The organism is Pseudomonas sp. NBRC 100443 (assembly GCF_030268185.1).
Lineage (GTDB): Bacteria > Pseudomonadota > Gammaproteobacteria > Pseudomonadales > Pseudomonadaceae > Pseudomonas > Pseudomonas citronellolis.
The window spans coordinates 203,215-229,803 of sequence record NZ_BSQE01000005.1; the positions used below are offsets into that span (position 1 = coordinate 203,215).

At 66.8% G+C, this 26,589-nt stretch carries 26 protein-coding genes; 8 read left to right on the forward strand and 18 right to left on the reverse strand.

Features of this window, described 5'->3' with window-relative positions; genetic code table 11:
- Positions 1-5 precede the first annotated feature (5 nt).
- A complete protein-coding gene (locus tag QSJ95_RS08725; RefSeq protein WP_285641685.1) occupies positions 6-437 on the forward strand; it encodes a type IV pilin protein in 432 nt (143 codons plus the stop codon).
- Between the two features lie 232 nt (positions 438-669).
- Here QSJ95_RS08725 and ispH read toward each other — a convergent pair whose 3' ends face one another.
- The 6 genes from ispH to murJ form a co-directional block, all read right to left on the reverse strand.
- The gene (ispH, locus tag QSJ95_RS08730) at positions 670-1,614 is read right to left on the reverse strand and encodes a 4-hydroxy-3-methylbut-2-enyl diphosphate reductase (protein ID WP_285641686.1); all 945 of its coding nucleotides are present in this window, start codon (positions 1,612-1,614) and stop codon (positions 670-672) included.
- Between the two features lie 80 nt (positions 1,615-1,694).
- Complete coding sequence (gene fkpB / locus QSJ95_RS08735; protein WP_009617560.1) at positions 1,695-2,147, reverse strand: FKBP-type peptidyl-prolyl cis-trans isomerase; 453 nt, start codon at positions 2,145-2,147, stop codon at positions 1,695-1,697.
- Positions 2,140-2,643 (reverse strand): signal peptidase II, encoded by a 504-nt coding sequence (gene lspA, locus QSJ95_RS08740; protein ID WP_043318028.1) that lies wholly within the window; start codon positions 2,641-2,643, stop codon positions 2,140-2,142. The genes fkpB and lspA overlap by 8 nt, the downstream gene beginning before the upstream one ends.
- Positions 2,636-5,470 (reverse strand): isoleucine--tRNA ligase, encoded by a 2,835-nt coding sequence (ileS, locus tag QSJ95_RS08745; RefSeq protein WP_285641691.1) that lies wholly within the window; start codon positions 5,468-5,470, stop codon positions 2,636-2,638. Before ileS ends, lspA begins: the two co-directional genes overlap by 8 nt.
- 23 nt (positions 5,471-5,493) lie before the next feature.
- Positions 5,494-6,432 carry a bifunctional riboflavin kinase/FAD synthetase gene (gene ribF, locus QSJ95_RS08750; RefSeq protein WP_074977447.1) on the reverse strand — a complete coding sequence of 313 codons (939 nt, stop codon included), beginning with the start codon at positions 6,430-6,432 and terminating at the stop codon, positions 5,494-5,496.
- A gap of 106 nt (positions 6,433-6,538) precedes the next feature.
- Positions 6,539-8,077: a murein biosynthesis integral membrane protein MurJ gene (murJ, locus tag QSJ95_RS08755; RefSeq protein ID WP_285641694.1), complete on the reverse strand. Its 1,539-nt coding sequence runs from the start codon at positions 8,075-8,077 to the stop codon at positions 6,539-6,541.
- Between the two features lie 243 nt (positions 8,078-8,320).
- Here murJ and rpsT point away from each other — a divergent pair, with 243 nt between their 5' ends.
- Positions 8,321-8,590 (forward strand): 30S ribosomal protein S20, encoded by a 270-nt coding sequence (gene rpsT / locus QSJ95_RS08760; protein ID WP_009617555.1) that lies wholly within the window; start codon positions 8,321-8,323, stop codon positions 8,588-8,590.
- Between the two features lie 304 nt (positions 8,591-8,894).
- On the opposite strand, the gene QSJ95_RS08765 is transcribed toward rpsT, so the two are convergent.
- The 5 genes from QSJ95_RS08765 to rplU form a co-directional block, all read right to left on the reverse strand.
- Positions 8,895-9,356, reverse strand: a complete 462-nt coding sequence (locus tag QSJ95_RS08765; RefSeq protein WP_285641706.1) for a CreA family protein — start codon at positions 9,354-9,356, stop codon at positions 8,895-8,897.
- A gap of 11 nt (positions 9,357-9,367) precedes the next feature.
- Complete coding sequence (proB, locus tag QSJ95_RS08770; RefSeq protein WP_009617553.1) at positions 9,368-10,486, reverse strand: glutamate 5-kinase; 1,119 nt, start codon at positions 10,484-10,486, stop codon at positions 9,368-9,370.
- A 62-nt stretch (positions 10,487-10,548) separates the two neighbouring features.
- Positions 10,549-11,769 (reverse strand): Obg family GTPase CgtA, encoded by a 1,221-nt coding sequence (cgtA, locus tag QSJ95_RS08775; protein WP_009617552.1) that lies wholly within the window; start codon positions 11,767-11,769, stop codon positions 10,549-10,551.
- 156 nt (positions 11,770-11,925) lie between these two features.
- Positions 11,926-12,183, reverse strand: coding sequence for a 50S ribosomal protein L27 (gene rpmA, locus QSJ95_RS08780; RefSeq protein WP_089391111.1), 258 nt, complete (start codon positions 12,181-12,183; stop codon positions 11,926-11,928).
- Positions 12,184-12,207: 24 nt separating this feature from the next.
- Positions 12,208-12,519 (reverse strand): 50S ribosomal protein L21, encoded by a 312-nt coding sequence (rplU, locus tag QSJ95_RS08785; protein ID WP_009617549.1) that lies wholly within the window; start codon positions 12,517-12,519, stop codon positions 12,208-12,210.
- A gap of 240 nt (positions 12,520-12,759) precedes the next feature.
- Here rplU and QSJ95_RS08790 point away from each other — a divergent pair, with 240 nt between their 5' ends.
- The gene (locus QSJ95_RS08790; RefSeq protein ID WP_285641715.1) at positions 12,760-13,728 is read left to right on the forward strand and encodes a polyprenyl synthetase family protein; all 969 of its coding nucleotides are present in this window, start codon (positions 12,760-12,762) and stop codon (positions 13,726-13,728) included.
- Positions 13,729-13,904: 176 nt separating this feature from the next.
- On the forward strand, positions 13,905-14,129 hold the full coding sequence (locus tag QSJ95_RS08795) for a PA4570 family protein (protein ID WP_009617547.1): 225 nt from the start codon (positions 13,905-13,907) through the stop codon (positions 14,127-14,129).
- Between the two features lie 337 nt (positions 14,130-14,466).
- Here QSJ95_RS08795 and bamJ read toward each other — a convergent pair whose 3' ends face one another.
- The 6 genes from bamJ to QSJ95_RS08825 all read right to left on the reverse strand — a co-directional run bounded on the left by bamJ (position 14,467) and on the right by QSJ95_RS08825 (position 19,675).
- On the reverse strand, positions 14,467-15,084 hold the full coding sequence (bamJ, locus tag QSJ95_RS08800) for a BamJ family beta-barrel-assembly machinery protein (RefSeq protein WP_009617545.1): 618 nt from the start codon (positions 15,082-15,084) through the stop codon (positions 14,467-14,469).
- A 70-nt stretch (positions 15,085-15,154) separates the two neighbouring features.
- A complete protein-coding gene (locus QSJ95_RS08805; protein ID WP_009617543.1) occupies positions 15,155-15,454 on the reverse strand; it encodes a DUF6482 family protein in 300 nt (99 codons plus the stop codon).
- Between the two features lie 124 nt (positions 15,455-15,578).
- On the reverse strand, positions 15,579-16,073 hold the full coding sequence (locus QSJ95_RS08810; RefSeq protein WP_043273630.1) for a TIGR00645 family protein: 495 nt from the start codon (positions 16,071-16,073) through the stop codon (positions 15,579-15,581).
- Between the two features lie 168 nt (positions 16,074-16,241).
- A complete protein-coding gene (locus tag QSJ95_RS08815) occupies positions 16,242-16,583 on the reverse strand; it encodes a PA4575 family protein (protein ID WP_009617539.1) in 342 nt (113 codons plus the stop codon).
- Between the two features lie 179 nt (positions 16,584-16,762).
- Positions 16,763-19,246, reverse strand: a complete 2,484-nt coding sequence (locus tag QSJ95_RS08820; RefSeq protein ID WP_249917828.1) for a Lon protease family protein — start codon at positions 19,244-19,246, stop codon at positions 16,763-16,765.
- Positions 19,247-19,345: 99 nt separating this feature from the next.
- Entirely contained in the window at positions 19,346-19,675 is a 330-nt protein-coding gene (locus QSJ95_RS08825; protein ID WP_043273629.1) for a TraR/DksA family transcriptional regulator, read from the reverse strand.
- A gap of 231 nt (positions 19,676-19,906) precedes the next feature.
- On the opposite strand from QSJ95_RS08825, the gene QSJ95_RS08830 reads away from it, so the two are divergent.
- The 4 genes from QSJ95_RS08830 to QSJ95_RS08845 all read left to right on the forward strand — a co-directional run bounded on the left by QSJ95_RS08830 (position 19,907) and on the right by QSJ95_RS08845 (position 24,736).
- Positions 19,907-20,395: a DUF3015 domain-containing protein gene (locus QSJ95_RS08830; protein WP_009617533.1), complete on the forward strand. Its 489-nt coding sequence runs from the start codon at positions 19,907-19,909 to the stop codon at positions 20,393-20,395.
- 57 nt (positions 20,396-20,452) lie between these two features.
- Entirely contained in the window at positions 20,453-22,318 is a 1,866-nt protein-coding gene (locus tag QSJ95_RS08835) for an Lnb N-terminal periplasmic domain-containing protein (protein ID WP_285641724.1), read from the forward strand.
- Positions 22,319-22,364: 46 nt separating this feature from the next.
- Positions 22,365-23,585 carry an RtcB family protein gene (locus QSJ95_RS08840; RefSeq protein ID WP_285641725.1) on the forward strand — a complete coding sequence of 407 codons (1,221 nt, stop codon included), beginning with the start codon at positions 22,365-22,367 and terminating at the stop codon, positions 23,583-23,585.
- Positions 23,586-23,713: 128 nt separating this feature from the next.
- Entirely contained in the window at positions 23,714-24,736 is a 1,023-nt protein-coding gene (locus QSJ95_RS08845; protein WP_285641727.1) for a cytochrome-c peroxidase, read from the forward strand.
- A gap of 495 nt (positions 24,737-25,231) precedes the next feature.
- Here the strand turns inward: QSJ95_RS08845 and gdhA are convergent, their stop codons facing one another.
- Positions 25,232-26,566, reverse strand: coding sequence for an NADP-specific glutamate dehydrogenase (gdhA, locus tag QSJ95_RS08850; RefSeq protein WP_074977429.1), 1,335 nt, complete (start codon positions 26,564-26,566; stop codon positions 25,232-25,234).
- Between the last annotated feature and the right edge of the window lie 23 nt (positions 26,567-26,589).

Consider the following 26,589-nt stretch of genomic DNA (forward strand, 5'->3'; position numbering starts at 1 on the left):
AGTACGTGAAGAAGACAACGGGTTTCACCCTGATCGAGATGATGATCGTGGTGGCCATCATCGGCATCCTGGCGGCCATCGCCTACCCCAGCTACCAGGAATACGTCCTGCGCGGCAACCGCAGCGAGGGCCAGGCATTGCTGAATGACGCGGCCGCGCGCCAGGAGCGCTACTTCGCCCAGAACAATGCCTATGTCACCGCCCAGGCCAACATCGCCAGGCTGGGCATGCGCAATACCAGCGGCACGACCGTGACCTCGGATACCGGCAAGTACGCCCTCACCATCAGCAACCCCAACAACAGCGGTGGCTACCTGCTCACGGCGACTCCGCAAGGTGCACAGGCCAAGGACACCAAGTGCGACAAGCTGACGCTCAATGCCATGGGCACCCGCGGCGTCAGCGGCAGCACCAGTGTGAACGACTGCTGGAAGTGAAGCGCTGCGGCACGTAGGGCACATAACGCCTACGGCGTTATGCGCCGAATCGCGGACAGAGTCCGCTCCTACAGGAAGGGACGGAACACAGCGTAGGAGCGGATTTATCCGCGATTCCGCCGGCACAAGCCGGCGTTCGGTCGAATATGGCGATGGGTATCACTTTCGCTCCACCCATCCTGCGCCATGGTTCCTAGGGTGTGGCGGAAGATGCCTCCTGGCAGGAACGGGTTCAGACCGCCTTGACCCGCAGTTCCCTGGGCATCGAGAACGTGATGTTCTCCTCCCGCCCATCCAGCTCCACCTCGGGCTCCGCGCCCCATTTGCGCAGTTGCTCGATCACACCGCGCACCAGCACTTCCGGGGCGGAGGCGCCGGCGGTGATGCCGATGCGCTGCTTGCCTTCGAACCATTCGCGCTTGAGGTCTTCGGCGCCGTCGATCAGGTAGCCGGGGGTGCCCATGCGTTCGGCGAGTTCGCGCAGGCGGTTGGAGTTGGAGCTGTTCGGACTGCCCACCACCAGCACCAGGTCGCACTGGTCGGCCAGTTCCTTGACCGCGTCCTGGCGGTTCTGGGTGGCGTAGCAGATGTCGTTCTTGCGCGGGCCCTTGATGTGCGGGAATTTCGCGCGCAGGGCGTCGATCACCTTGGAGGTGTCGTCCATCGACAGGGTGGTCTGGGTGACGAAGTGCAGGGCCTCGGGGTTGCGTACTTCCAGCGCGGCCACGTCTTCCTCGTCCTCGACCAGGTAGATGTCGCCGCCGTTGTCGCGGTTGTACTGGCCCATGGTGCCTTCCACCTCGGGGTGGCCTTCGTGGCCGATGAGGATGCACTCCTGGCCGTCGCGGCTGTAGCGCACCACTTCCATGTGCACCTTGGTGACCAGCGGGCAGGTCGCGTCGAAGACCTTCAGGCCGCGGTTCTCGGCCTCCTTGCGCACGGCCTGGGAGACGCCGTGGGCGCTGAAGATGACGATGGTGTCGTCCGGCACCTGGTCGAGTTCCTCGACGAACACCGCGCCGCGGTTGCGCAGGTTCTCCACCACGAACTTGTTGTGCACCACTTCATGGCGCACGTAGATCGGCGGGCCGAACACGTCCAGGGCGCGGTTGACGATTTCGATCGCCCGGTCGACGCCGGCGCAGAAGCCGCGGGGATTGGCGAGTTTGATTTGCATGGTCGGTTGTCTCGGCGCGCAGAGGGGATGGCGTGATGGGTATCGCTTCGCTCAACCCATCCTACGCCTGCGAAGGGCCCTCAGAGCGCCCTTACGTCGATGATTTCCACTTCGAAGGTCAGGCTCTTGCCGGCCAGCGGGTGGTTGAAATCGATGGTCACCTGCTGCTCGTCGAAGGCCTTGACCACGCCGGGCAGCTCGGTCTTGGCGGCGTCGTTGAAGATCACCAGCAGGCCCTCGGCCAGCTCCATGTCCTGGAACTGGTCGCGCGGCATCACCTGTACGTTGGCCGGGTTCGGCTGGCCGAAGCCCTGCTCCGGCTCGATGTTCAGGGTGCGCTTGTCGCCGGCCTTGAGGCCGAACAGCGCCTGCTCGAAGCCCGGCAGCAGGTTGCCGTCGCCGACCTTGAAGGTGGCCGGCTGCTTGTCGAAGGTGCTGTCGACGACGTTGCCGTCCTCCAGCTTGAGGGCGAAGTGCAGGGTGACTTCGGTATCCGCTCCGATGCGCTGGATATCACTGCTGCTGTCAGCCATGGGCGGTCTCTCCAGATTTCTTCGTCTTGAACATGTCCAGCGCCAGCATGATGGCGCCAACGGTGATGGCGCTGTCGGCCAGGTTGAACGCCGGGAAGTACCAGCGGTTCTGCCAGTGCACCAGGATGAAGTCGATCACGTGGCCGAGCACGATGCGGTCGTACAGGTTGCCCAGCGCGCCGCCCAGCACCAGGGCCAGGGCGATGGCCAGCCAGGTGTCGCTGGGCTTCAGGCGCTTGAGCCAGATGACCAGCACCGCGCTGACCACGATGGCGATCAGGGCGAACAGCCAGCGCTGCCAGCCGGAGCTGTCGGCCAGGAAGCTGAAGGCCGCGCCGGTGTTGTAGGCCAGGGTCCAGCTGAACAGGTCGGGGATGACCACGATCTGCTGGTACAGGCTCAGCGTGCCTTCGAAGTAGGCCTTGCTGACCTGGTCGAGGACCAGGACCAGCACGGTTATCCACAACCAGCCAAGGCGGCCGAAGCGGTTAGGCATAGTGGCGAACCTCGCCGGCGCCTTCGATGTTCTCCACGCAACGGCCGCAGATTTCCGGGTGCGCGGCGTGGCTGCCGACGTCCTCGCGGTGGTGCCAGCAACGGGCGCACTTGGCGTGGGCCGACTTCACCACCTTCAGCTTGAGGCCGGGCAGTTCGCTCTGCACGGCATCAGCCGGGGCCTCGGCCAGGGGCGCAAGGGTGGCGGTGGAGGTGATCAGCACGAAGCGCAGCTCGTTGCCCAGCTTGCCCAGGCTGCGGGCCAGGTCGTCCTCGGCGTAGAGGGTGACCTCGGCCTGCAGGTTGCCGCCGATGGCCTTGGCGGTGCGCTGGTTCTCCAGTTCCTTGTTGACCGCGGCCTTGGCGGCCATGACCTGCTCCCAGTAGGCACGGCCCAACTCGGCGTCGGCCGGCAGTTCGGACAGGCCGTCGTACCAGGTGGTCAGCATGACCGACTCGGCGCGCTCGCCGGGCAGGAACTTCCACACTTCCTCGGCGGTGAAGGCGAGGATCGGCGCGACCCAGCGCACCAGCGCCTCGGCGATGTGGAACAGCGCGGTCTGGCAGGAGCGGCGGGCGACGCTGTCGGCCTGGGTGGTGTACTGGCGGTCCTTGATGATGTCCAGGTAGAAGCCGCCCAGCTCCTGCACGCAGAAGTTGTGCACCTTGGAGTAGACGTTCCAGAAGCGGTAGTCGCGGTAAGCCTCTTCCAGTTCGCGCTGCAGCAGCAGGGCGCGGTCCACGGCCCAGCGGTCCAGGGCCAGCAGCTGGTCGTTGGGCAGCAGGTCCTTGGCCGGGTCGAAGCCGGTCAGGTTGGAGAGCAGGAAGCGCGTGGTGTTGCGGATGCGCCGGTAGGCGTCGGCGCTGCGCTGCAGGATGGTCTGGGAGACCGCGATCTCGCCGGAGTAGTCGGTCGAGGCGACCCACAGACGCAGGATGTCGGCGCCCAGGGTGTCGATCACGGTCTGCGGCACCACGGTGTTGCCCAGGGACTTGGACATCTTGCGACCGGACTCATCCACGGTGAAGCCGTGGGTCAGCAACTGGCGGTACGGCGCGTGGCCGTCGATGGCGCAACCGGTCAGCAGCGAGGAGTGGAACCAGCCGCGGTGCTGGTCGGAGCCTTCCAGGTAGAGGTCGGCGGCCGGGCCGCTGGCGTGGCCGAGTTCGGCGTGGGAGCCGCGCAGCACGTGCCAGTGGGTGGTGCCGGAGTCGAACCAGACGTCCAGGGTGTCGCTGATCTTGTCGTACTGCGCGGCTTCGTCACCGAGCAGCTCGGCGGCGTCGAGCTTGAACCAGGCCTCGATGCCTTCCTTCTCCACGCGCTGGGCGACTGCTTCCATCAGCTCGACGGTGCGCGGGTGCAGCTCGCCGGTGGCCTTGTGCAGGAAGAACGGGATCGGCACGCCCCAGTTGCGCTGGCGCGAGATGCACCAGTCCGGACGGCCGGCGATCATGCCGTGCAGGCGCGCCTGGCCCCAGCTGGGCACGAATTCGGTCTGGGTGATGGCTTCCAGCGCGCGCTCGCGCAGGGTGGCGCCGCTTTGCGGCTGCTTGTCCATGCCGACGAACCACTGCGCGGTGGCGCGGTAGATCAGCGGCGTCTTGTGGCGCCAGCAGTGCATGTAGCTGTGGTTGATGCTGGCGTGCTTAAGCAGCGCGCCCACTTCCTCGAGCTTGGCGACGATGTTCGGGTTGGCCTTCCAGATGAACTGGCCGCCGAAGAACGGCAAGTCCTGAACATACACACCGTTGCTCTGCACGGGGCTGAGGATGTCGTCGTTGCTCATGCCGTACTGCTTGCAAGTACGGAAGTCGTCCTCGCCGTAGGCCGGCGCGGAGTGGACGATGCCGGTGCCGGCGTCCAGGGCCACGTACTCGGCCAGGTAGATCGGCGAGAAGCGCTCGTAGAACGGGTGGCGGAAGCGGATCAGGTCCAGCGCCTCGCCCTTGGCGGTGGCGATGACCTGGCCTTCCAGGCCGTAGCGCTGCAGGCAGGACTCGACCAGTTCCTCGGCCAGCACCAGCAGGCGCGCGCCGGTGTCGACCAGGGCGTAGGTGAATTCGGGGTGGACGTTCAGCGCCTGGTTGGCCGGGATGGTCCAGGGGGTGGTGGTCCAGATGACGATGGCGGCGGGCTTGGCCAGGCTCGGCAGGCCGAAGACGGCGGCCAGCTTGTCGGCGTCTTCCACCGGGAAGGCGACGTCGATGGCGTCGGACTTCTTGTCGGCGTACTCGACTTCCGCCTCGGCCAGGGCCGAGCCGCAGTCGAAGCACCAGTTCACCGGCTTCAGGCCCTTGAACACGAAGCCCTGCTTGACCATCTCGGCCAGGGCGCGGATTTCGCCGGCCTCGTTGGCGAAGTTCATGGTCTTGTAGGGGTTGTCCCACTCTCCGAGCACGCCCAGGCGGATGAAGTCGGCCTTCTGCCCCTCGATCTGCTCGCTGGCGTAGGCGCGGCACAGTTCGCGGGTCTTGTCCGCCGGCAGGTTCTTGCCGTGGGTGGTCTCGACCTTGTGCTCGATGGGCAGGCCGTGGCAGTCCCAGCCCGGCACGTAGGGGGCGTCGTAGCCGGCCAGGGTGCGCGAGCGGACTATCAGGTCCTTGAGGATCTTGTTGACCGCGTGACCGATGTGGATGCTGCCGTTGGCGTAGGGCGGGCCATCGTGCAGGATGAATTTCGGGCGACCTTCGCCGGCCTTCCGCAGCTTCTGGTACAGGCCGATGTCGTTCCAGAACTTCAGGGTTTCCGGCTCGCGCTGGGGCAGGCCGGCTTTCATCGGGAACTGGGTATCGGGAAGGTTCAGCGTGGCTTTGTAGTCGGTCATCTCAGGGCCTGTTCGGAATCTCTTCAATCAAGCGGTTGGCCCAGCCAGTAGGCCCGGGCGGCGGCTATGTCGGCGAGGATCGCCGCCTTCAGTGCCTCGAGGGAGGCGAAGCGCTGCTCATCTCGCAGCTTCTGGTGGAAGGTCACATCCAGGTGCAGGCCGTAGAGGTCGCCGGCGAAGTCCAGCAGATGCACTTCCAGGTGGGGCCGGCCGTCGCCGTTGACCGACGGCCGCGTGCCGATGTTGGCCACCCCGTTGACGCGCTGGCCGGCCACTTCCGTGCTGACCAGGTAGACGCCGCTCAGCGGCGCCTTGCGGCGCTTGAGCTGGATGTTCGCGGTGGGCGAACCCAGGGTGCGGCCGAGCTTCTGCCCGTGCAGCACCCGCCCGCTCAGGCGGAACGGCCGGCCCAGCAGGCGCTCGGCCTGGTGCAGATCGCCGTCGGCGAGCACCTTGCGGATGCGCGAGCTGCTCACCCGCATGCCGTCGACTTCCACCGTGGTGGCGGCCTCGACGGTGAAGCCCTGCTCGGCGCTGGCCCGGACCAGGAAGGCGAAGTCGCCGGAGCGGTCGCAGCCGAAGCGGAAGTCGTCGCCCACTTCCAGGTGGCGCACCGCCAGGCCGTCCACCAGCACCTGGCGAACGAACTCGGCGGCCGACAGTTCGCGCAGGCGGCGGTTGAAGGTCAGGCAGAGGACGAAATCGACACCCTGCTCGCGCAGCAGTTCGAGCTTCTCGCGCAGGCGCGTCAGGCGCACCGGCGCGGCATCCGGGGCGAAGTACTCGCGCGGCTGCGGCTCAAAGATCACCACGCAGCTGGGCACGCCCAGCTCCTGCGAGCGCTCGCGCAGACGCGCCAGGATCGCCTGGTGGCCAAGGTGGACGCCGTCGAAATTGCCGATGGTGGCAACGCAACCCCCGGACAGGGGCCGCAGGTTGTGGAGGCCTCGAAGCAGCTGCATAGCGCGCGTATTGCTCAGAAAGTGGTCGATTATACCTGCACCCGCCGCCGCGCGACAGGCACAAAGCCGCCGTGCGTCACGGATGCACCCAAGTGCCGGCGCCGGGCTAGCTCACCGCCCGCCGCGAGAAGTCGCGCAGGCGGAAGCCCAGCAGCGCCAGCATACCGAAATAGGCCACTACGCCGGCCACCACCAGCACGCCCAGGCGCGCCAGGCGCAGCGGCATGCCGCCCAGGTCCCAGGCCGGCATGAAGTGCATCAGGCCCAGCAGCACGGCGGACATCGCCAGCACCGCCAGCACCAGCTTGCCGAGGAACTTCGCCCAGCCCGGCTGCGGCTCGAACAGGTCGTGCTTGCGCAACTGCCAGTACAGCAGGCCGGCGTTGAGGCAGGCCGCCAGGCTGATGGCCAGGGCCAGGCCCGCGTGCTTGAGCGGGCCGATGAACACCAGGTTCATCGCCTGGGTGGAAACCAGGGTGAAGAGCGCGATCTTCACCGGCGTGCGGATGTTCTGCCGGGCGTAGAAGCCCGGCGCCAGCACCTTGACCAGGATGATCCCGAGCAGGCCCACGGCGTAGGCGATAAGCGCGCGCTGGGTCATGAGCGCGTCGTTGGCGCTGAACTTGCCGTACTGGAACAGCGACACGGTCAGCGGCTCGGCGATCAGCGCCAGGGCCAGGGCGCAGGGCAGCACCAGCAGGAAGCACAGGCGCAGGCCCCAGTCCATCAGGCGCGAGTATTCATGGCGGTCGTCGCTGGCGTAGGTCTTGGCCAGGGACGGCAGCAGGATGGTGCCCAGGGCCACGCCCAGCACGCCGGAGGGCAGCTCCATCAGGCGGTCGGCGTAGTACATCCAGGACACCGAGCCTGCGGCCAGGAAGGAGGCGAAGATGGTGTTGATGATCAGCGAGATCTGGCTCACCGACACGCCGAGGATCGCCGGGCCCATCTGCTTGAGCACGCGCCATACGCCTCTGTCGCGCAGGTTAAGGCGCGGCAGCACCAGCATGCCGATCTTCTTCAGGTGCGGCAGCTGGTAGAGCAGCTGCGCCAGGCCGCCGGCCAGCACCGCCCAGCCCAGGGCCATCACCGGCGGGTCGAAGTACGGCGTGAGGAACAGCGAAAAGACGATCATGCTGACGTTCAGCAGGGTCGGCACGAAGGCCGGCACCGAGAAGCGGTTCCAGGTATTGAGGATGGCCCCGGCCAGCGAGGCCAGGGAAATCAGCAGGATGTAGGGGAAAGTCACCCGCAGCAGCGCTGTGGTCAGGTCGAACTTCTCCGGAGTGTCGGCGAAGCCCGGCGCGGTGACCCAGATCACCCAGGGCGCGGCGAGGATGCCCAGCACGGTGACCAATGCCAGCACCAGGGTCAGCAGGCCGGAGATATAGGCGATGAAAGTGCGGGTGGCCTCCTCGCCCTGCTGCGTCTTGTATTCGGCGAGGATCGGCACGAAGGCCTGGGAGAAGGCGCCCTCGGCGAAGATGCGGCGCAGCAGGTTGGGCAGCTTGAAGGCGACGAAGAAGGCGTCGGTGGCCATGCCGGCGCCGAACATGCGCGCTACTATGGTGTCCCGGACGAAGCCGAGCACCCGCGAGATCATGGTCATGGAGCTGACCGCGGCCAGCGATTTGAGTAGGTTCATTGCATCCGGGACTTGTCAGCGCAGGGTGGCCCTGCCCGCGGGGCGGCCGGATCGCCCGGCGGCCAGTAAAGGGCGTCGAGTGTATGGCCGCCGGTCGAATAAATCACCCACCCATACCGCGAATCCCCGGCCATGCCGCTCGTCGGCGGCCGCTCATACCCTTGACAAGGCACGGACTCGACGGCATCATTCGCGGCCTTAATTTATTCGCTACATCCCAAGTTTTTCTCGAGGAGCTCGACGGTGGCCAACACACCTTCCGCCAAAAAACGCGCCAAACAGGCTGAGAAGCGTCGCAGCCACAACGCCAGCCTGCGTTCCATGGTCCGCACCTACATCAAGAACGTAGTCAAGGCAGTCGATGCCAAGGACCTGCCCAAGGCCCAGGCCGCTCTGGTTGCCGCCGTACCGGTCATCGACCGCATGGCTGACAAAGGCATCATCCACAAGAACAAGGCCGCTCGCCACAAGAGCCGCCTGAACGCCCACGTGAAGGCCCTGGCCACCGCGTAAGCGTTGCGTTCTTGAAAAACCGGCCCCAGTGGCCGGTTTTTTATTGCCCGCGAAAAACCTAAACCCGACCCCGGACCTGTAGGAGCGAGCTTGCTCGCGAACAGTGCTTCCCGCTGGCGTAGGTGCTGGAGTTAAGAGCGCCCTCTCCCCAACCCTCTCCCTGGAGAGGGGGCTGTTCGGAGTGGGTGAGGAGTTTGGAGTCATCCTGAAACGCCTAACCATCCCCCGTCATTCCCGCGAACGCGGGAATCCAGTGACGGGCGGATTCGCGAGCAAGCTCGCTCCTACGAAAAGCAAAAGGCTTTTATTTCGTCGGCCAGGGCATGATCGGGATGGCGGTCACCGCGTTCTGCGGGCTGCCTTCGATGATGCGGTCGCTGTAGACGAGGTAGACCAGCGCGTTGCGCTTCTTGTCGAAGAAGCGCACCACCTGCATGGACTTGAACACCAGCGAAGTGCGCTGCTTGAACACCTCCTCGCCACCCTTGAGCTCGCCGGCGAAGCGGATCGGCCCGACCTGGCGGCAGGCGATGGACGCCTCGGCGCGGTCCTCGGCCAGGCCCAGGCCGCCCTTGACGCCGCCGGTCTTGGCCCGCGACAGGTAGCAGGTCACCCCTTCCACCTTGGGATCGTCGAAGGCCTCGACCACGATCTTGTCGTTCGGCCCCACCCACTTGAACACCGTGGAGACCTCACCGATCTCCTCCGCGCCGGCCAGCGCCGGCAGCATCAGCAGACCGGCGCACACGCCCTTCCATAGCTTCATGGCTCGCTCCTTCAGACCAGCACAAGGTTGTCGCGGTGCACCAGCTCCGGGCCGTCGACGTAGCCCAGCAGACCTTCGATGGCATCGGTCGGCTGGCCGATGATCTTCTGCGCCTCCAGGGCGCTGTAGTTGGCCAGGCCGCGGGCGATCTCGCGACCCTGCGGGTCCACGCAAACCACCATCTCGCCGCGGCGGAAGCTGCCCTGGACCTGCTTCACGCCCACCGGCAGCAGGCTCTTGTGGTCCTCGGCGATGGCCTTGACCGCACCGGCGTCCAGCACCAGGGTGCCGCGCATCTGCAGGTGGCCGGCCAGCCACTGCTTGCGCGCGGCCTTGCGGCTCTGCTCGGGGGTCAGCAGGGTGCCCAGGCGCTCGCCGGAGCGCAGGCGGTCGAGCACGCGCTCGATGCGCCCGCCGACGATCACCGTGTGCGCGCCGGAACGCGCCGCCAGGCGCGCCGCGCGCAGCTTGGTCTGCATGCCGCCGCGGCCGAGGGCGCCGGCGCTGCCGCCAGCCACCAGGTCGAGCTGGGCGTCGTCAGCGCGGGCTTCGTAGATCAGTTGGGCTTCGGGGTTGTTGCGCGGGTCGGCGTCGAACATGCCGTCGCGATCGGTGAGGATCACCAGCAGGTCGGCTTCCACCAGGTTGGCCACCAGGGCCGCCAGGGTGTCGTTGTCGCCGAAGCGGATTTCGTCGGTGACCACGGTGTCGTTCTCGTTGATCACCGGGATCACGCCGAGGTCGACCAGGGTGCGCAGGGTGTTGCGGGCGTTCAGGTAGCGCTTGCGGTCGGACAGGTCGTCATGGGTCAGCAGCACCTGGGCGGTCTGCAGGCCATGCTGGCCGAAGCTGGACTCCCAGGCCTGCACCAGGCCCATCTGGCCGACGGCCGCCGCGGCCTGCAGCTCGTGCATGTCGCTCGGGCGGGAAACCCAGCCCAGGCGGCTCATGCCCGCCGCCACGGCGCCGGAGGACACCAGCACCAGCTCGACGCCCGCGCAGTGCAGCGCGACCATCTGCTCGACCCACACCGCCATGGCGTCGCGGTCCAGCCCGCGGCCATCGGCCGTGAGCAGGGCGCTGCCGATCTTCACCACCCAGCGCCGCGCGCCGGTCACTTTCTCACGCATACATCAACCTTACGAAGTCAGGTTTCACCAGGTTGCTTCGGGACCGGCGCACGCGGCGCCGGTCAGGGCACGTAGAAGATTTCCGGCCCGTCGCCGTCGTCCTCGTCGTCGAAATCATCGTCGTCGTCGAGGTCGTCGGCATTCTTCAGACCGGCACGGCGCAGCGCACGCGCGTCGTCCATGGCCTGCAGACGGGAACGCGCCTCGTCTTCGATGCGCTGGTCGAGTTCGGCCAGGGCCTCGCCGTAGGCCGGGTCTTCCTCGATGCGCAGGCTGCGCTCATCGAGGTACTTCATGATGTCCTGACTGAGCGCCTCGGTGCCTTCGCGCTCCAGGGCGGAGATCACGTAGACCGGACCTTCCCAGCCCAGGCGCTCGACCACCTGCTGCTTGCGCCGCTCCTGCTCCTCGGGCTCGAGGATCTGGTCCATCTTGTTCAGCACCAGCCAGCGGTCACGCTCGGTGAGCGCCGGGCTGAACTTGGCCAGCTCGTTGACGATGGTCTCGGCGGCATCGGCCGGGTCGCTCTCATCCAGCGGCGCCATGTCGACGATGTGCAGCAGCAGGCGGGTACGCGCCAGGTGCTTGAGGAAGCGGATGCCCAGGCCGGCGCCTTCGGCGGCGCCCTCGATCAGGCCGGGGATGTCGGCGACCACGAAGCTCTTGAAGCGCCCGACGCTGACCACGCCCAGGTTCGGCACCAGGGTGGTGAAGGGGTAGTCGGCGACTTTCGGCTTGGCCGCGGACACGGCGCGGATGAAGGTACTCTTGCCGGCGTTCGGCAGGCCCAGCAGGCCGACGTCGGCCAGGACCTTCAGCTCCAGCTTGAGGTCGCGGGCCTCGCCGGGCTTGCCCGGGGTGGTCTGCCGCGGCGCGCGGTTGGTGCTGGACTTGAAGCGGGTGTTGCCCAGGCCATGCCAGCCGCCCTGGGCGACCATCAGGCGCTGGCCGGGCTCGGTCAGGTCGCCGATGACTTCATGGGTGCTAGCATCGATCACGGTGGTGCCCACCGGCACCGGCAGGACCAGATCGTCGCCCTTGGCGCCGGTGCAGTCCTTGCTGCCGCCGTTCTGCCCGCGCTGGGCGTCGAAACGGCGGGTGTAGCGGTAATCCACCAGGGTGTTCAGGCTCTCGTCGGCCTCGAGGAACACCGAGCCGCCGTCGCCACCGTCACCGCCGTTGGGGCCGCCCTTCTCGATGAACTTCTCGCGGCGAAAGCTCATGAGGCCATTGCCGCCGTCACCGGCTTTCACGTGGATGGATACTTCGTCGACGAATTTCATGGGAACGCCTCCCGCCAGCGTGGCGGGTTGAATAAGAAAAGGAGCATAGGATACAGCCAAGCCCGCGCAAACGCAGGAGCCCGGGATCCGTTGCCGGGAAACGCCAGAAACAAAAAAGCCCCGTCGCGAGACAGGGCTTTTTCAGTGAAGGCTCGCTTAGGCAGCGACGACGCTTACGTAGCGACGGCCGAAGGCGCCTTTCACTTCGAACTTGATCACGCCGTCGATTTTCGCGAACAGGGTGTGATCCTTGCCCATGCCAACGCCGTAGCCGGCGTGGAACTGGGTGCCGCGCTGACGCACGATGATGTTGCCTGCTTTGACGACCTGGCTGCCGAACAGCTTCACGCCAAGGCGTTTACTTTCGGAATCGCGGCCGTTGCGGGTACTACCGCCAGCTTTCTTGTGTGCCATGAGTCATATCCTCCAAAAAAGGAATTAGGCCTGGATGCCGGTGATCTTGATTTCAGTGAACCACTGGCGGTGGCCCTGACGCTTCATGTGGTGCTTGCGGCGGCGGAACTTGATGATGCGCACTTTGTCGTGACGACCGTGGGAAACCACTTCAGCGGTCACTTTCGCACCTTCTACCACCGGCAGGCCGATCTTGACGTCATCGCCATTGGCGACCAGCAGAACGCGATCCAGGTTGATCGCTTCGCCGGTGGCGACGTCGAGTTTCTCGACCTTGAGGAATTCGCCTTCGGCGACTTTGTATTGCTTGCCGCCGGTAACAATAACTGCGTACATCTGGATGTCTCCGTTAGACCTGCTCACCCGACGCTTTATAGGAAGAGGTATCGGTCGGCATGGCTGCATGGGGCCGGAAGAGCGCCCGTGCAATTGCGTAAGGCAGGGTATGCCAGGGAAGTTCGGGGCCGCGATTGTACGCAAAGCCCTACGCGGACACAAGCCTTGCGGCGCGTTCCTTGACAGCCCCCACCCCGGCACCTAGCATGCCGCGCATTCTTCGAGGAGCGCCTTCGTAATATGCAACCCCAGGCTTTCTATCGGGTGGTGGCGGACGACTTCACCGCCGTCGACGGCATCATCCGTCGCCAGCTCAGCTCCCGCGTTCCCCTGGTCGAGAAGATCGGCGACTATATCATCTCCGCCGGCGGCAAGCGTCTTCGCCCGCTGCTGGTGCTGCTCAGCGGCAAGGCACTGGGCTACTCCGGGGACGACCTGCGCCTGCTGGCCGCCACCATCGAATTCCTGCATACCTCCACCCTGCTGCACGACGACGTGGTCGACGCCTCCGGTCTGCGCCGCGGCCGCGCCACCGCCAATGCGCAATGGGGCAACGCGCCCAGCGTGCTGGTCGGCGACTTCCTCTATGCCCGCTCCTTCGAAATGATGGTCGAACTCGGCTCCATGCCGGTGATGCGCATCATCTCCCAGGCCACCCGGGTGATCGCCGAGGGCGAGGTGCTGCAGCTGACCAAGGTGCGCGACGCCAGCACCACCGAAGAAACCTACATGGAAGTCATCCGCGGCAAGACCGCGATGCTCTTCGAGGCCTCCACCCACAGCGCCGCCGCCATCGCCGGCGCCACCGCGGAACAGGCCGAGGCCCTGCGCCAGTTCGGCGACGCCCTGGGCATCGCCTTCCAGCTGGTGGACGACCTGCTGGACTACCGCGGCGACGCCAGCACCCTGGGCAAGAACGTCGGCGACGACCTCGCCGAGGGCAAGCCCACCCTGCCGCTGATCGCCACCATGCGCGACGGCCCCCCGGAGCAGGCGCAGTTGGTGCGCAAGGCTATCCAGCAGGGCGGCAGCCAGGACCTGGAAGGCATCCGCGCCGCCGTGGAAGCCGCCGGCGCCCTGGACTACACCGCGAAGCTGGCGCGCGAATACGCCACCCGCGCCATCGACTGCCTCAAGGCGCTGCCGGACAACGAGTACCGCGCCGCGCTGATCGAGCTGAGCGAGTTCGCCGTCGCCCGCACCCACTGATCCACACGCGATCCGACGAACGCCCGCCCGGCCCTGCCGCGCGGGCGTTCTGCGTTATGCGCGGTTGATCCAGGCCATGGCATTGGTCGGTTGGTGGAAAAAAATTCTGCATAGGGGCTTGCTATCGAGATAATAAGAATTATTCTCATTAACTCGACTACCAAGGAGATGCAGAGATGACCTACATGATCGATGCCTGGCTGGACCGCCCCCATCCCTATCTGCGCATCCTCAATCGCGATACCGGGGAAGTCTGCGCCCTGCTGCAGGAAGACGCCCTGGACGAGTTGCGCGAACAGGGCGGCCTGGACCTTCACGAACTGGGCACCAGCGAGCCGCAGGTGCTCAAGGAGCTGGTGCGCAACCTGTTCCTGTTCTGCTACGCCCGCGCGCTGCGCTGAGCTGAAGAGTGCTTTTCGTAGGAGCGAGCTTGCTCGCGAACGGCCCGCACCTCACCACCCATCCCCGTCATCCTCGCGCACACGGGGAACCAGAGGCTCTGGGCTCCCGCGTTCGCGGGAGTGACGGATCGATTAGAGGGGCGGCGTAATCCGGGTTCGCGAGCAAGCTCGCTCCTACGAAGAGCAAGAGCGGGAGCGGGATGTACAGGTTTTTTTGCGATGGCGCAGGACGCGCCATCCGTGCGGTCGCCGCCCGGGAGGCGGCTGCACAGCGGGGGCAACGTGGAGCCCCCTGCACGCCGCGGCGGCCAGGGACGGCCGCCGCGGGCTGCATCCATCAGAGGATGTCGAGCAGCTCGACGTCGAACACCAGGGTGCTGTGCGGCGGGATGCTGCCCACCGCCTGGCCGCCGTAGGCCAGCTCGGCCGGCACGTGCAGGCGCCACTTGCTGCCGGTGTTCATCAGTTGCAGGGCCTCGACCCAGCCGGCGATCACGCCGCCCACCGGGAACTCGGCCGGCTGGCCGCGCTGGTAGGAGCTGTCGAACACGCTGCCGTCGATCAGGGTGCCGTGGTAGTGGGTGCGCACGGTGTCGTCGCGGGACGGCTTGGCGCCCTCGCCGGCGACCAGCACTTCGTATTGCAGGCCGGACGGCAGCACGGTGACACCCTCGCGCTTGGCGTTCTCCACCAGGTAGGCCTTGCCTTCGGCGGCGGCCGCATCGGCCTTGGCCTGGGCTTCGGCCTGCATGCGCTGGCGGATCACCTGGAAGCTGGCGGACAGCTGCTCGGCGGGCACCCGGCTATCGGCACCGGCGAAGGCGTCGGAGAGGCCGGCCAGCACCGCGTCCAGGCTCATGCCCGGGACCGGGTTGGCACGCAGCTGGTCGCCCAGCTGGCGGCCGACGCCGTAGCTGACGCGGGCTTCGTCGGTGGAAAGGTTGAGTTCGCTCATGGCGGGGGCTCCGCTGGGTAAAAAAGGGCGGCCAGCCTAGCACAGTCGGCCGCCCCGCCCCACCGCGACCTCAATGCAGCGGCATGGGCACGCCCTCGTCGTTCTGCGCGCTGCCGCTCTGCGAGCCGCACATCTCGTCCTGCACCGCGGCATGCACCAGTTGGAAAGGGATCGGAGGCAACGCCGTCAGCAGTTGGCGGGCGTGCTCCAGCGAACGCACCCCGAGCACGTGCCCCTTGGCGTCCTGGATCGGGAAGAAACGCTGGCCCACGCGCGCCTCCAGCACGTAGATGCCGCCCTCCAGGGATACCAGGTTGAGTTCGTCGATATCCCCGGCGAGGGAACGGTTGGTCAGCTCTTGCAGGTTCATCGCGCACCTCCAGGGTAGGCTCCAACGCAGCCAGTCTGGTACAGCGCGCCGGCCGCGCCCAGCGCAAACGACGCCGCCCGTCAGTTGCGGCTGACGGGCGGTGCGCTGGAGGCGGGAAAAGCGATCAGTGGTCGTGGCGCGTGGCCTTGTCCAGGTAGCCCATGGCGAACGCGGAGAGGACGAAGGTGAGGTGGATGATCACGTACCACATCAGCTTGTTGTCCGGGACGTTCTTGGCGTCCATGAAGATGCGCAGCAGGTGGATCGAGGAGATCGCCACGATGGAAGCGGCCACCTTGTTCTTCAGCGAACTGGCGTCCATCTTGCCGAGCCAACTGAGCTTTTCCTTGCCTTCGGAAATGTCCAGCTGCGAGACGAAGTTCTCGTAGCCGGAGAACATCACCATCACCAGCAGGCCGCCGACCAGGGCCATGTCGATCAGCGACAGCAGCACCAGGATCAGGTCGGCCTCGGCGATCGAGAAGATGTCCGGGAGGATGTGGAAGATTTCCTGGAAGAACTTGATGGTCAGCGCCAGCAATGCCAGCGACAGGCCTATATAGACCGGCGCCAGCAGCCAGCGGGCGGCGTACATGCTGTTTTCGATGAAACGTTCCATGGCCTTCGCAAGGGGAGTTCAGAAATGGCGCAGGATTATAGCTGAAGGCCCGCGACGAGTTATCCAGTTATTCTGTGGATAAATATGTGCAGGAACGCGGGAAGAAACGCGCAAGCCCCCGCCCGCCGGGGGTCGCCGGCTGTCGCTCAGAGACTGCGCAATGCGCCTTCAGGACTCGGGGTGAGACTGGTAGTCCCCGAAATTGCGCACGCGCTCACCGTTGATGCGTCGCAGTTCGGCCTGCAGGTGCAGCTGCCAGATGGGCAGGTCGTCGGCGGGCACGTAGCCCTGCTGGGCCAGGCAGTCGGCGATGGCGTCGAGCACGCCTTCTGCCACGAAAGGCCCGTAGAACGGGCCCTGGGCCTTGATGGCGGTGGGCTGGGCCCCCGCCATGCCCGCGGCGCAGAGCAGTGTCCAGAGTCCATTCTCTCCGGCCAGCGGCCTGATCACGCACTCGATGCGCGTGGTCAGCCCCAGACAGGGGCGGATAAGGCAGAGGTTACGCGGCATGGCGGCACCCTCGCGGTTGTCCTGTTTTCGAGCCTACACCCGGGGTTGACCTCGGAAAAGCCCGTTTTATCCACCATAGCTGTGGATATCGTTGTGGACACCACGGGGGCAACGGCGCCCGACGAGCGCCGTTGCTGGGGACCCCGCCGCTGATCAAGGACTGGCCAGCGGCAGCGGGCTCAGTCGCTGTCCTTCTTCTTGCGCGCCCGCTCCTTCTCCACCTGGGGCGCCTTGGCGGCCTTGGCAGCGGCCGGCGCGGCTTCCTTGGCGAGCTTTTCCTTGTCCTCCTCGTCCATGCCCATGGCGTCGATCTCCTTGAGACGCTCGACCACCCGCGCGTTGACGCTGCCGGCCGGGAACTGGCCCTTGGCGTCCGGCGCACCGGCCGGCTCGCCGACCAGCAGGCCCAGCGCCTCGTCGACGTGGCGCACCGCGTAGACGTTGAACAGGCCGTTGCGCACCGCCTGCAGCACGCGCTCGTCGAGCATCAGGGTGCTGACGTTGGAGCGCGGGATGATCACCCCCTGCTCGCCGGTCAGGCCGCGGGCCTCGCAGAGGCGGAAGAAGCCTTCGATCTTCTCGTTGACGCCGCCCACCGCCTGCACTTCGCCGAACTGGTTGATCGAGCCGGTGATGGCGAAGCACTGCCGCAGCGGCGTGCGCGACAGCGCCGAGATCAGCGTGCAGACCTCGCCGAGCGAGGCGCTGTCGCCGTCGACGTAGCCGTAGGACTGCTCCAGGGCGATGCTCGCGGAGATTTCCAGCGGGAACTCCTGGGCGTAGCGGCTGCCCAGGTAGCCGGTGAGGATCATCACGCCCTTGGAGTGGATCGGCTGGCCGAGGCTGACCTCTCGCTCGATGTCGACGATGCCGCTGCCGCCGGGGTAGACGGTGGCGGAGATGCGCGCCGGCACGCCGAACACCGAGTCGCCCACCTCCAGCACGGTGAGGCCGTTGCACTTGCCCACGGCGGCGCCTTCGGTGTCGATCAGCACGATGCCGGCCAGCATGTCGTCGAGAATTCGTGCCGAGACGCGGCCGGTGCGGGTTTCCTTGGCCTTGAGGGCGCGTTCGATGTGGCCCAGGTCGGTGACCGGCTCGTTGGCCAGCTGGCGGATGAAGTCCGCCTCGCTGACCAGCTGGAACAGGTCGCCGATGCGCGCCGACAGCCGCCCCTGGTGCTCGGCCAGGCGCGCGCTGTAGGTGGCCAGGCGCGCCACCGCGGTGGCGCTCAGCGGCGCCATGCCCTCTTCCGAGGTGCGCGTCTTGAGCAACTGGGCGAACTGTTCGAGGCTGTCCTCGGCCAGCGGGATGTCCTCGTCGAAGTCGACCAGCACGCGGAACATCTCCTGGAAGTCCGGGTCCAGGTCCTGCAGGGTGTAGTAGATCTGCCGCGAGCCGATGATGATGACCTTCAGGTGCAGCGGGATCACCTGCGGCGTCAGGCTCATGGCGGCCAGGCGGCCGAGTTCGGCCAGCGGCGATTCCATCTTCAGCTGGCGCGACTGCAGGGCGCGCTTGAGCGCGTCCCAGACGAAGGGCTCGCCCAGCAGCTTCTCCGCCTCCAGCACCAGGAAGCCGCCATTGGCGCGGTGCAGCGCGCCCGGGCGCAGCTGCCGGTAGCTGGTGTAGAGGGCGCCCTGGTCGGAGGCGTACTCGATGCGGCCGAACAGGTTGTCGTAGGTCGGGTGCGACTCGAACACCACCGGCGCGCCGCTGGTGGTGTGGTGGCCGATCACCTGGTTGGGCGCGTACAGCTCCTGCAGCATCAGCTTGCGCTGGGCATCGCTGCGCTCGGTGTCCACCAGTTGGTCGACCACGGTCTTCAGCAGGTTCAGCTGCATGGCCTGCAGGTAGGTGCAGACGCCGGTGTTGTTGTTGTACTTCTCCACCAGCGGCGCCAGCAGCGGCTGCAGCGCGAGGGTGATGGTCTCCTCGTTGAGCTGGCGCAGCTGGTTGCTGGACTCGCGCTTCCACTGCGGCAGGCTGGCCAGCTCCTCGTTGAGCTGCTCCTCGAGGTCGGCGATGTCGGCGTGGAAACGCTCGCGCTCGGCCTCCGGCAGTTGGGCGAACTCGGCCTCGTCGAGGGCCTTGCCGTCCTTCATCGGGGTGAAGGCGATGTTCGCGCTGTCGCGGTACAGCGCCACGTCCTTCTCCAGGGCCAGGCGCTCGACGGTGTCCAGGGCCTTGTCGTAGCGCTGGTTGAAGGCGCGGTCGATGGCGCTTTTCTTCTGCTGGTAGGCCGGGTTCTCGAACACCGAGGGGAAGGTCGACAGCAGGTTGTCGATCAGTTGGTCGATGTCCGTGCCGAAGTCGGCGGCGCTGCCCGGCGGCAGCTCGATGGCGCGCGGCTCGCGGCCCTCCTCGAAGTGGTTGACGTAGACCCAGTCGGCCGGCGTCGGCAGGCGCTTGGCCTCGGCCTTCAGATAGCGCTGCACGAAGGAGAAGCGCCCGGTCCCCGGCTCGCCCATGACGAACACGTTGTAGCCCGGCCGCGGCATCGCCACACCGAACTGCAGGGCCTCCACCGCGCGCTCCTGTCCTAGGACGCCGAGGAAGGGGTCCAGATCGTCGGTGGTAGCGAAGGCAAACTGCTCGGGCGAGAAGGGACGGGTCAGTTCATCGGGCGCCAGGCGCAGGCCGGCGGCAACGGATTGGGGCATCGGAAATCCTTGCATCGGGCGGCACGGAGCCGCGGAGAGTTGCCCGCATTCTCGCGCTGCCCGCGCGCCACTGGCAAGGCGCGCGCAAGCCCTGGCCGATCAGTGCTGCAGATCGGCGCAGCGCAGGCAGTATTCCGTGGCCGGCAGGGCGCGCAGGCGGCGGGGCTCGATGGCTTCGCCGCAGCGTACGCACTGTCCGTAGGTTCCGTCTGCCAGGCGCAGGCGGGCCAGGCCCACCAGACGCATGCCCGCCTCGGCCTCGGCCAGCAGGGCCCGCAGCACATCGTCGTTCTCCCGCTGCTGGGCCTGTTCGGCGAAGTCCGGCGAGTGGGTCCGCGCCAGGTCGCTGCGGATCGCGGCGGCACGCTGGGAATATTCGCTGGCCAGCGTATCCAGGGCAGAACGGGGGTCGAAATCATCTACGGCCATGACGCCTCTCCGACGGACAAGGAACTGTTTCAAGTGTGGCCGGTTCCAAGGGAATCGCCGCTGATACCGATCAATAGCCTGTTGCAAGGAGCATGACGCAGTTCGCCCCGTCGAGGGTTGGGGGACATCGCGCCTTGACACCCTCAGGATATTCCTACAAAGCTCTGCCTGGCGCTGTTTGCTGTCAGCGGCTACGTACAGCCATGCATTCGAACAAAGAGAGATACGCAGATGAAAAGGATTCTACTCGGTACCCTCCTCGCCACCGTTTCCATCGGCGCCTTCGCCGACGCCCCCGGCAGCGACGGCTGCGGCTGGGGCCAGATGCTCTTCAAGGGCCAGCGCGGCACCGCCACCCACGTGCTGGCGGCCACCACCAACGGCTCCTCGGGTAACAACACCTTCGGCATGACCACCGGCACCAACGGTTGCCACACCAATGGTGCGCTGACCTACGGCGGCAAGCCGATGATCGTGCTCAGCAGCATGATGGACGAGCTGTCCGAAGACATGGCCAAGGGTGACGGCGAAGCGCTGACCACCTACGCCGTGGTCCTGGGCGTGAAACCCGAAGACCGCGCGCACTTCGCCGAAGTGACCCACGAGCACTTCGCGCAGATCTTCAACAAGTCCGACGTCACCGCCGAGGACGTCTACGCCAACACCCAGGCCGTGCTGAAACAGGACACCCGCCTGGCCAAGTACGCCGAACAGGCCTGAGCCTGATGGCCCGCCCCACCGGGGCGGGCTCCCCTACCCCGACCCGCTAAGGTCCCCATGCCCAAACGCCTGTTGCCATGGCTGGCGCTGTGCGCCTGCGCATCCCTGCACGCGAGCCCCCAGTTTCCCGAATCCCGCCTCCAGGCCCTGGCCGCGCAGCCCTACTGGCTGGCCCTGGGGCACTATACGCCGAGCAAGTTGGGCGGCTGGCGCAGCTTCGTCGACGACGACAGGTTCTTCCTCGCCGAGGACGGCGACCGCTCGCCGGAGCATGAGCTCAAGGCCACCGTCGACGCCCTCTACGCCTCCCCCGGCCTCGGCGACAAGCATGCCCAGTGCGTCTACCCGGCGCGCACCCGCTGGCTGAAGCAGCAATTGCAGCTGACCGACCTGCCGCGGCCGGCGTGCAAGGAGTACGACACCTGGTACGGCGACATCAACCCGCACAGCGCCGTGCTGGTGTTCCCCGCCGCCTACCTGAACAGCCCCTCGTCGATGTTCGGCCACACCCTGCTGCGCATCGACCAGGCCGACGTCGACAGCAACAACACCGCCCTGCTCAGCTACGCGCTGAACTTCGGCGCCTACATCGAGGGCATGGACAACAGCATCCTCTACGCCTGGAAGGGCCTGATGGGCGGCTACCCCGGCCTGTTCGCCCTGGTGCCCTACCGCGAGAAGCTCTCCGAATACAGCCGCCTGGAGAACCGCGACCTCTGGGAGTACCGCCTGAACCTCACGCCCGAGGAGACCGGGCGCATGGTCGAGCACGTCTGGGAGCTCAAGCAGGTCCGCTTCAAGTACTTCTTCTTCGACGAGAACTGCTCCTTCCGCCTGCTCGAACTGCTGGAGATCGCCCGCCCCGGGGTGAAGCTGACCGACGAATTCCCGCTCTACGCCATCCCCACCGACACGGTGCGCGCGGTGAAGCAGGCCGGGATGATCGACAAGGTCGACTACCGCCCCTCGCGGGAGAAGGAACTGCTGGCCCGCGCCGAGCCGCTGGACGCCGGCGAGAAGCAGCTGGCCCGGCGCCTGGCCGACGACGACCGGCTGCTCGACAGCCCCGAGTTCAAGGCCCTGCCCGCACCGCGCCAAGCGCTGGTGCAGGACACCGCCTTCCGCCTGCTGCGCTACCGCGCCACCGGCAAGGAGCGCGACGAGGCCGACGCCGCGCGCAGCTACCAGTTGCTGCGCGCGATCAACCAGAACCCGCCGCCGCCAGCCCGGGTGGAACGCCCCGGGCAACCGGAGCAAGGCCACCAGTCACTGACCTGGCAGCTGGGCGCCGGCAGCCGCGACGGCCAGGCCTTCGCCGACTACGGCCTGCGCATGGCCTACCACGACCTGCTGGACAACAGCTACGGCTTCCCCCAGGGCGCGCAGCTGGAACTGGGCGACCTGCGCCTGCGCCAGTACGAGGGCAACCGCTGGCAGCTGCAGCGCTTCGACGTGGTCAGCATCCGCTCCATGACGCCGCGCAACGCCCTGCTGCAGCCGCTGTCCTGGCAGGTCACCGGCGGCTGGGAGCGGGTGCCGGGCAAGCACAGCGACGACGACCACGACCCCCTGGCCGGCCACGTCAACGGCGGCGCCGGCGGCAGCTGGAAGCTCGCCGACGACCTGCAGGCCTACGCCCTGGGCACCGCGCGCATCGAGAACAACCCCGACTTCGCCGCGACCATAGCGCCGGCAGTGGGCTTCGACACCGGCGTGCTCTGGCGCAACCCGCTGGGCAACCTGGCCCTGGAGGGCAAGGGCGACTACTTCCACAACGGCGAGGTGCGCCGCAGCCTGAGCCTCGGCCAGCAGGTGGAACTGGGCCGCAACCTGGGCCTGCGGCTGTCCGCCGAACGCCAGTTCAGCCACCAGGCCGGGCCGGTCAGCGAGGTCATGCTGGAGCTGCGCTGGTACCATTACTGAATCACCGGATTCAGCGCCCGCCGCGATGGCGGGCGGGTAGCGCGCCATGAAAACCCCAGCCCCCACCCTGCTCGAAGTCGCCGGCGGCAAGCCGATCAAGCTCTGGACCCAGGGCGTGCCCGTGGAAGACGAGGCGCGCCAGCAGTTGATGAACACCGCGCGCCTGCCGTTCATCTTCAGGCACCTGGCAGTGATGCCCGACGTGCACCTGGGCAAGGGCTCGACCATCGGCAGCGTGATCCCCACCGTCGGCGCCATCATCCCGGCCGCGGTCGGCGTGGACATCGGCTGCGGCATGATCGCCGCGCGCACCTCGCTGCTCGCCGCCGACCTGCCGGACAACCTGCACGGCCTGCGCAGCGCCATCGAAAAGGCGGTGCCCCACGGCAAGACCTTCGGCCGCCACGACCAGGGCGCCTGGAACGAGGTGCCGGCCCACGCCGACCAGGCCTGGAAGGGCCTGGCCCGGCGCTTCCGCGCCATCACCGACAAGTACCCGCGCCTGGAGAAGACCAACAACCGCAACCACCTGGGCACCCTGGGCACCGGCAACCACTTCATCGAGGTCTGCCTGGACGAGGCCGGGCGCGTCTGGTTCATGCTGCACAGCGGCTCGCGCGGGGTGGGCAACGCCATCGGCTGCCTGTTCATCGAACTGGCCCAGGCCGACATGCGCCAGCACCTGGCCAATCTGCCGGACAAGGACCTGGCCTACTTCGAGGAAGGCAGCCGGCACTTCGACGACTACGTCGAAGCGGTGGGCTGGGCCCAGGACTTCGCCCGGCAGAACCGCGAGCTGATGATGCAGGCGGTGATCGCCGCGGCGCGCAAGGTGATCCGCAAACCCTTCGAGGCCAGCCTGGAAGCGGTGAACTGCCACCACAACTACGTGCAGCGCGAGCAGCATTTCGGCCGCGAGGTGCTGGTCACGCGCAAGGGCGCGGTCTCGGCGCAGAAGGGCCAGCTGGGCATCATTCCCGGCTCCATGGGGGCGAAGAGCTTCATCGTCCGCGGCCTGGGCAACGAAGAAGCGTTCTGCTCCTGCAGCCACGGCGCCGGGCGCAGCATGAGCCGCACCCAGGCGAAGAAGCGCTTCAGCGTCGAGGACCAGGTGCGCACCACCGCCCACGTCGAATGCCGCAAGGACAAGGACGTGATCGACGAGATCCCCATGGCCTACAAGGACATAGACGCAGTGATGGCCGCCCAGCGCGACCTGGTGGAAGTGGTGCACACCCTGCGCCAGGTGGTCTGCGTGAAGGGCTGAACGCCTGCGGCAAAGCCCCGCACCCCACCGCATGCCACGGGCTTGATCCCGGTCAAGTCGCCGCTTCGCCGGCTGGCCTCTCCTTGAATCAGAAAAGACCAATAGCCTGATAACGAGGAGAACACTCCATGCAGCCCCTGAAACTGGCCCTGGGCGGTTTATTGTTGGCCGCCAGCAGTACCGCCGCCCACGCCGACGCCTTGCGCGAGCAGGCCAACGCCATCTTCAAGCCCATCCCCGAGCAGACCACCGGGCTGGACGCGGCCCAGGTGGAGCTGGGTCGCCAGTTGTTCTTCGAGCCACGCCTGTCGGCCAGCCACGTGATCAGTTGCAACACCTGCCACAACATCGGCACCGGCGGTGTCGACAACGTGCCGGCCTCCAGCGGCCATGCCTGGCAGAAAGGCGCGCGCAACTCGCCGACGGTGTTCAACGCGGTGTTCAACGTGGCGCAGTTCTGGGACGGCCGCGCCAAGGACCTGGAGGAACAGGCCAAGGGCCCGGTGCAGAACCCGGTGGAGATGCACAACACGCCGAAGAACGTCGAAACCACCCTCAGGAGCATGCCCGAGTACGTGGCGGCCTTCGAAAAGGCCTTCCCCGGCGACAAGCAGGCGACGAGCTTCGACAACATGGCCCGCGCGCTGCAGGCCTTCGAATCGACGCTGATCACCCCCGACTCGCGCTTCGACCAGTACCTCAAGGGCGACGACAAGGCCCTGGACGCCAAGGAGAAGAAAGGGCTGCAGGCCTTCATGAGCGCCGGCTGCATCAGCTGCCACAACGGCGTGAACCTCGGCGGCCAGGCCTACTTCCCGTTCGGCCTGGTGAAGAAACCCGACGCCAGCATCCTGCCCAGCGGCGACAAGGGCCGCTTCGCGGTGACCAAGACGCAGAACGACGAATACGTGTTCCGCGCCGCGCCGCTGCGCAACGTGGCCCTCACCGCGCCCTACTTCCACAGCGGGCAGGTGTGGGACCTGGAGGAAGCGGTGACGATCATGGGCACCGCGCAACTGGGCAAGCAACTGGATGCCGGCGAGGTGAGCGACATAGTCGCCTTCCTCAAGACCGTCACCGGCAAGCAGCCGCAGGTGGAATACCCGCTGCTGCCGCCAAGCACCGCCAGCACGCCGCGGCCGGTGGATTGACCAGGGGCCTCCCCCTGTAGGAGCAGGCCCTGCCTGCGATTCGCGCGCAGGGCGCGCTCCTACAGGGGAAAGGCGTAGGTGGCGCAGTGTAGGAGCGGATCTCATCCACGAATCGCGCCGGAACCTTCGGCTATCGCGGACAAGGTCCGCTCGGGTGGAATACCGTGCCTCCCGGGAACTGTAGGAGCGAGCTTGCTCGCGAACCTGATGCCCCGCAGCGGAATTCGTTCGCGAGCAAGCTCGCTCCTACGAAAAGCACTTCGGTGCGCTCGCGTAGGATGGGTGGAGCGAAGCGATACCCATCGCCATGGCTGACCGGTACGTAGGGCGAATAACCGTTCGCGGTTATCCGCCGCTACACCTATCTCATGCCCGGCTTATTGGTCGGGACCGAAGCCCCGGGAACAGGTGCTCCGAAACCAAATCCGAGCGCGCCTGGGACCAAGGCCAGGCGGCGTATAACGCGGAGCGTTATACGCCCTACGCACCAGCAGGTCAGACCACCCCTTGCGCCAGCATGGCGTCGGCGACCTTGACGAAGCCGGCGATGTTGGCGCCCTTCACGTAGTTGATCCGGCCATTCTCCTCGCCGTGGGCGACGCAGGCGTGGTGGATGTTCTGCATGATGCCGTGCAGGCGCTGGTCCACCTCGCCGGCGCTCCAGTGCAGGCGCATGGCGTTCTGGCTCATCTCCAGGCCGCTGGTGGCGACGCCGCCGGCGTTGGAGGCCTTGCCCGGCGCGTAGAGGATGCCGGCTTCGAGGAAGATATCCACAGCCTCCAGGGTCGACGGCATGTTGGCGCCTTCGGCCACGCAGATGCAGCCGTTGGCCAGCAGGGTGCGGGCGTCCTCGGCGTCCAGTTCGTTCTGCGTCGCGCAAGGCAGCGCGATGTCGCAGGGCAGCGACCAGGGGCGCTGGCCGGCGAGGAAGCGCAGGCCGGGGCCGGCCATTTCGCTGAGACGGCCGCGGCGGACGTTCTTCAGCTCCATCACCTCTTCCCACTGTTCCAGGCTCAGGCCGCCTTCGGCGAACAGGGTGCCTTCGGAGTCGGACAGCGAGATCACCTTGCCGCCCAGTTCCATCACCTTCTGCGCCGCGTACTGGGCCACGTTGCCGGAGCCGGAGATGGCCACGCGCTGGCCGTCGAAACCGCTTTCGCGGGCCTTGAGCATCTCCTGGGCGAAGTACACGCAGCCGTAGCCGGTGGCTTCCGGGCGGATCAGGCTGCCGCCGTAGGCCAGGCCCTTGCCGGTGAGCACCGAGCTGAACTCGTTGGCCAGGCGCTTGTACTGGCCGAACAGGTAGCCGATCTCGCGGGCGCCCACGCCGATGTCACCGGCCGGCACGTCCAGGTCGGCGCCGACGTGGCGGTACAGCTCGCTCATGAACGACTGGCAGAAGCGCATCACCTCGGCGTCGCTCTTGCCCTTGGGGTCGAAGTCCGAGCCGCCCTTGCCGCCGCCCATGGGCAGCGAGGTCAGGGAGTTCTTGAACACCTGCTCGAAGGCCAGGAACTTGAGCACGCCCAGGTTCACCGAGGGGTGGAAGCGCAGGCCGCCCTTGTACGGACCGATGGCGCTGCTCATCTGTACGCGGAAGCCGCGGTTGACCCGCACCCGGCCCTGGTCGTCGACCCAGGGCACGCGGAACAGGATGGCGCGTTCGGGCTCGACGATGCGCTCGAGGATGCCGGCCTGCTGGTAGCGCGGGTTGGCTTCGAGGAATGGCCAGAGGGAACGCAGCACCTCTTCCACCGCCTGGTGGAATTCGGGCTGATCGGGGTCGCGCCGCTTGAGGCGCTCGAGGAACGAGTCAACGGATTGCGTCATGTCTACACCGGTCTTTCTGATTA

Excerpts from the sequence above, each read along its gene's own strand:
- ispH (WP_285641686.1), bottom strand. The coding sequence starts at position 1,614 with ATGCAAATCAAACTCGCCAATCCCCGCGGCTTCTGCGCCGGCGTCGAC.
- fkpB (WP_009617560.1), bottom strand. The coding sequence starts at position 2,147 with ATGGCTGACAGCAGCAGTGATATCCAGCGCATCGGAGCGGATACCGAA.
- lspA (WP_043318028.1), bottom strand. The coding sequence starts at position 2,643 with ATGCCTAACCGCTTCGGCCGCCTTGGCTGGTTGTGGATAACCGTGCTG.
- ileS (WP_285641691.1), bottom strand. The coding sequence starts at position 5,470 with ATGACCGACTACAAAGCCACGCTGAACCTTCCCGATACCCAGTTCCCG.
- ribF (WP_074977447.1), bottom strand. The coding sequence starts at position 6,432 with ATGCAGCTGCTTCGAGGCCTCCACAACCTGCGGCCCCTGTCCGGGGGT.
- murJ (WP_285641694.1), bottom strand. The coding sequence starts at position 8,077 with ATGAACCTACTCAAATCGCTGGCCGCGGTCAGCTCCATGACCATGATC.
- QSJ95_RS08765 (WP_285641706.1), bottom strand. The coding sequence starts at position 9,356 with ATGAAGCTATGGAAGGGCGTGTGCGCCGGTCTGCTGATGCTGCCGGCG.
- proB (WP_009617553.1), bottom strand. The coding sequence starts at position 10,486 with ATGCGTGAGAAAGTGACCGGCGCGCGGCGCTGGGTGGTGAAGATCGGC.
- cgtA (WP_009617552.1), bottom strand. The coding sequence starts at position 11,769 with ATGAAATTCGTCGACGAAGTATCCATCCACGTGAAAGCCGGTGACGGC.
- rpmA (WP_089391111.1), bottom strand. The coding sequence starts at position 12,183 with ATGGCACACAAGAAAGCTGGCGGTAGTACCCGCAACGGCCGCGATTCC.
- rplU (WP_009617549.1), bottom strand. The coding sequence starts at position 12,519 with ATGTACGCAGTTATTGTTACCGGCGGCAAGCAATACAAAGTCGCCGAA.
- QSJ95_RS08790 (WP_285641715.1), top strand. The coding sequence starts at position 12,760 with ATGCAACCCCAGGCTTTCTATCGGGTGGTGGCGGACGACTTCACCGCC.
- QSJ95_RS08795 (WP_009617547.1), top strand. The coding sequence starts at position 13,905 with ATGACCTACATGATCGATGCCTGGCTGGACCGCCCCCATCCCTATCTG.
- bamJ (WP_009617545.1), bottom strand. The coding sequence starts at position 15,084 with ATGAGCGAACTCAACCTTTCCACCGACGAAGCCCGCGTCAGCTACGGC.
- QSJ95_RS08805 (WP_009617543.1), bottom strand. The coding sequence starts at position 15,454 with ATGAACCTGCAAGAGCTGACCAACCGTTCCCTCGCCGGGGATATCGAC.
- QSJ95_RS08810 (WP_043273630.1), bottom strand. The coding sequence starts at position 16,073 with ATGGAACGTTTCATCGAAAACAGCATGTACGCCGCCCGCTGGCTGCTG.
- QSJ95_RS08815 (WP_009617539.1), bottom strand. The coding sequence starts at position 16,583 with ATGCCGCGTAACCTCTGCCTTATCCGCCCCTGTCTGGGGCTGACCACG.
- QSJ95_RS08820 (WP_249917828.1), bottom strand. The coding sequence starts at position 19,246 with ATGCCCCAATCCGTTGCCGCCGGCCTGCGCCTGGCGCCCGATGAACTG.
- QSJ95_RS08825 (WP_043273629.1), bottom strand. The coding sequence starts at position 19,675 with ATGGCCGTAGATGATTTCGACCCCCGTTCTGCCCTGGATACGCTGGCC.
- QSJ95_RS08830 (WP_009617533.1), top strand. The coding sequence starts at position 19,907 with ATGAAAAGGATTCTACTCGGTACCCTCCTCGCCACCGTTTCCATCGGC.
- QSJ95_RS08835 (WP_285641724.1), top strand. The coding sequence starts at position 20,453 with ATGCCCAAACGCCTGTTGCCATGGCTGGCGCTGTGCGCCTGCGCATCC.
- QSJ95_RS08840 (WP_285641725.1), top strand. The coding sequence starts at position 22,365 with ATGAAAACCCCAGCCCCCACCCTGCTCGAAGTCGCCGGCGGCAAGCCG.
- QSJ95_RS08845 (WP_285641727.1), top strand. The coding sequence starts at position 23,714 with ATGCAGCCCCTGAAACTGGCCCTGGGCGGTTTATTGTTGGCCGCCAGC.
- gdhA (WP_074977429.1), bottom strand. The coding sequence starts at position 26,566 with ATGACGCAATCCGTTGACTCGTTCCTCGAGCGCCTCAAGCGGCGCGAC.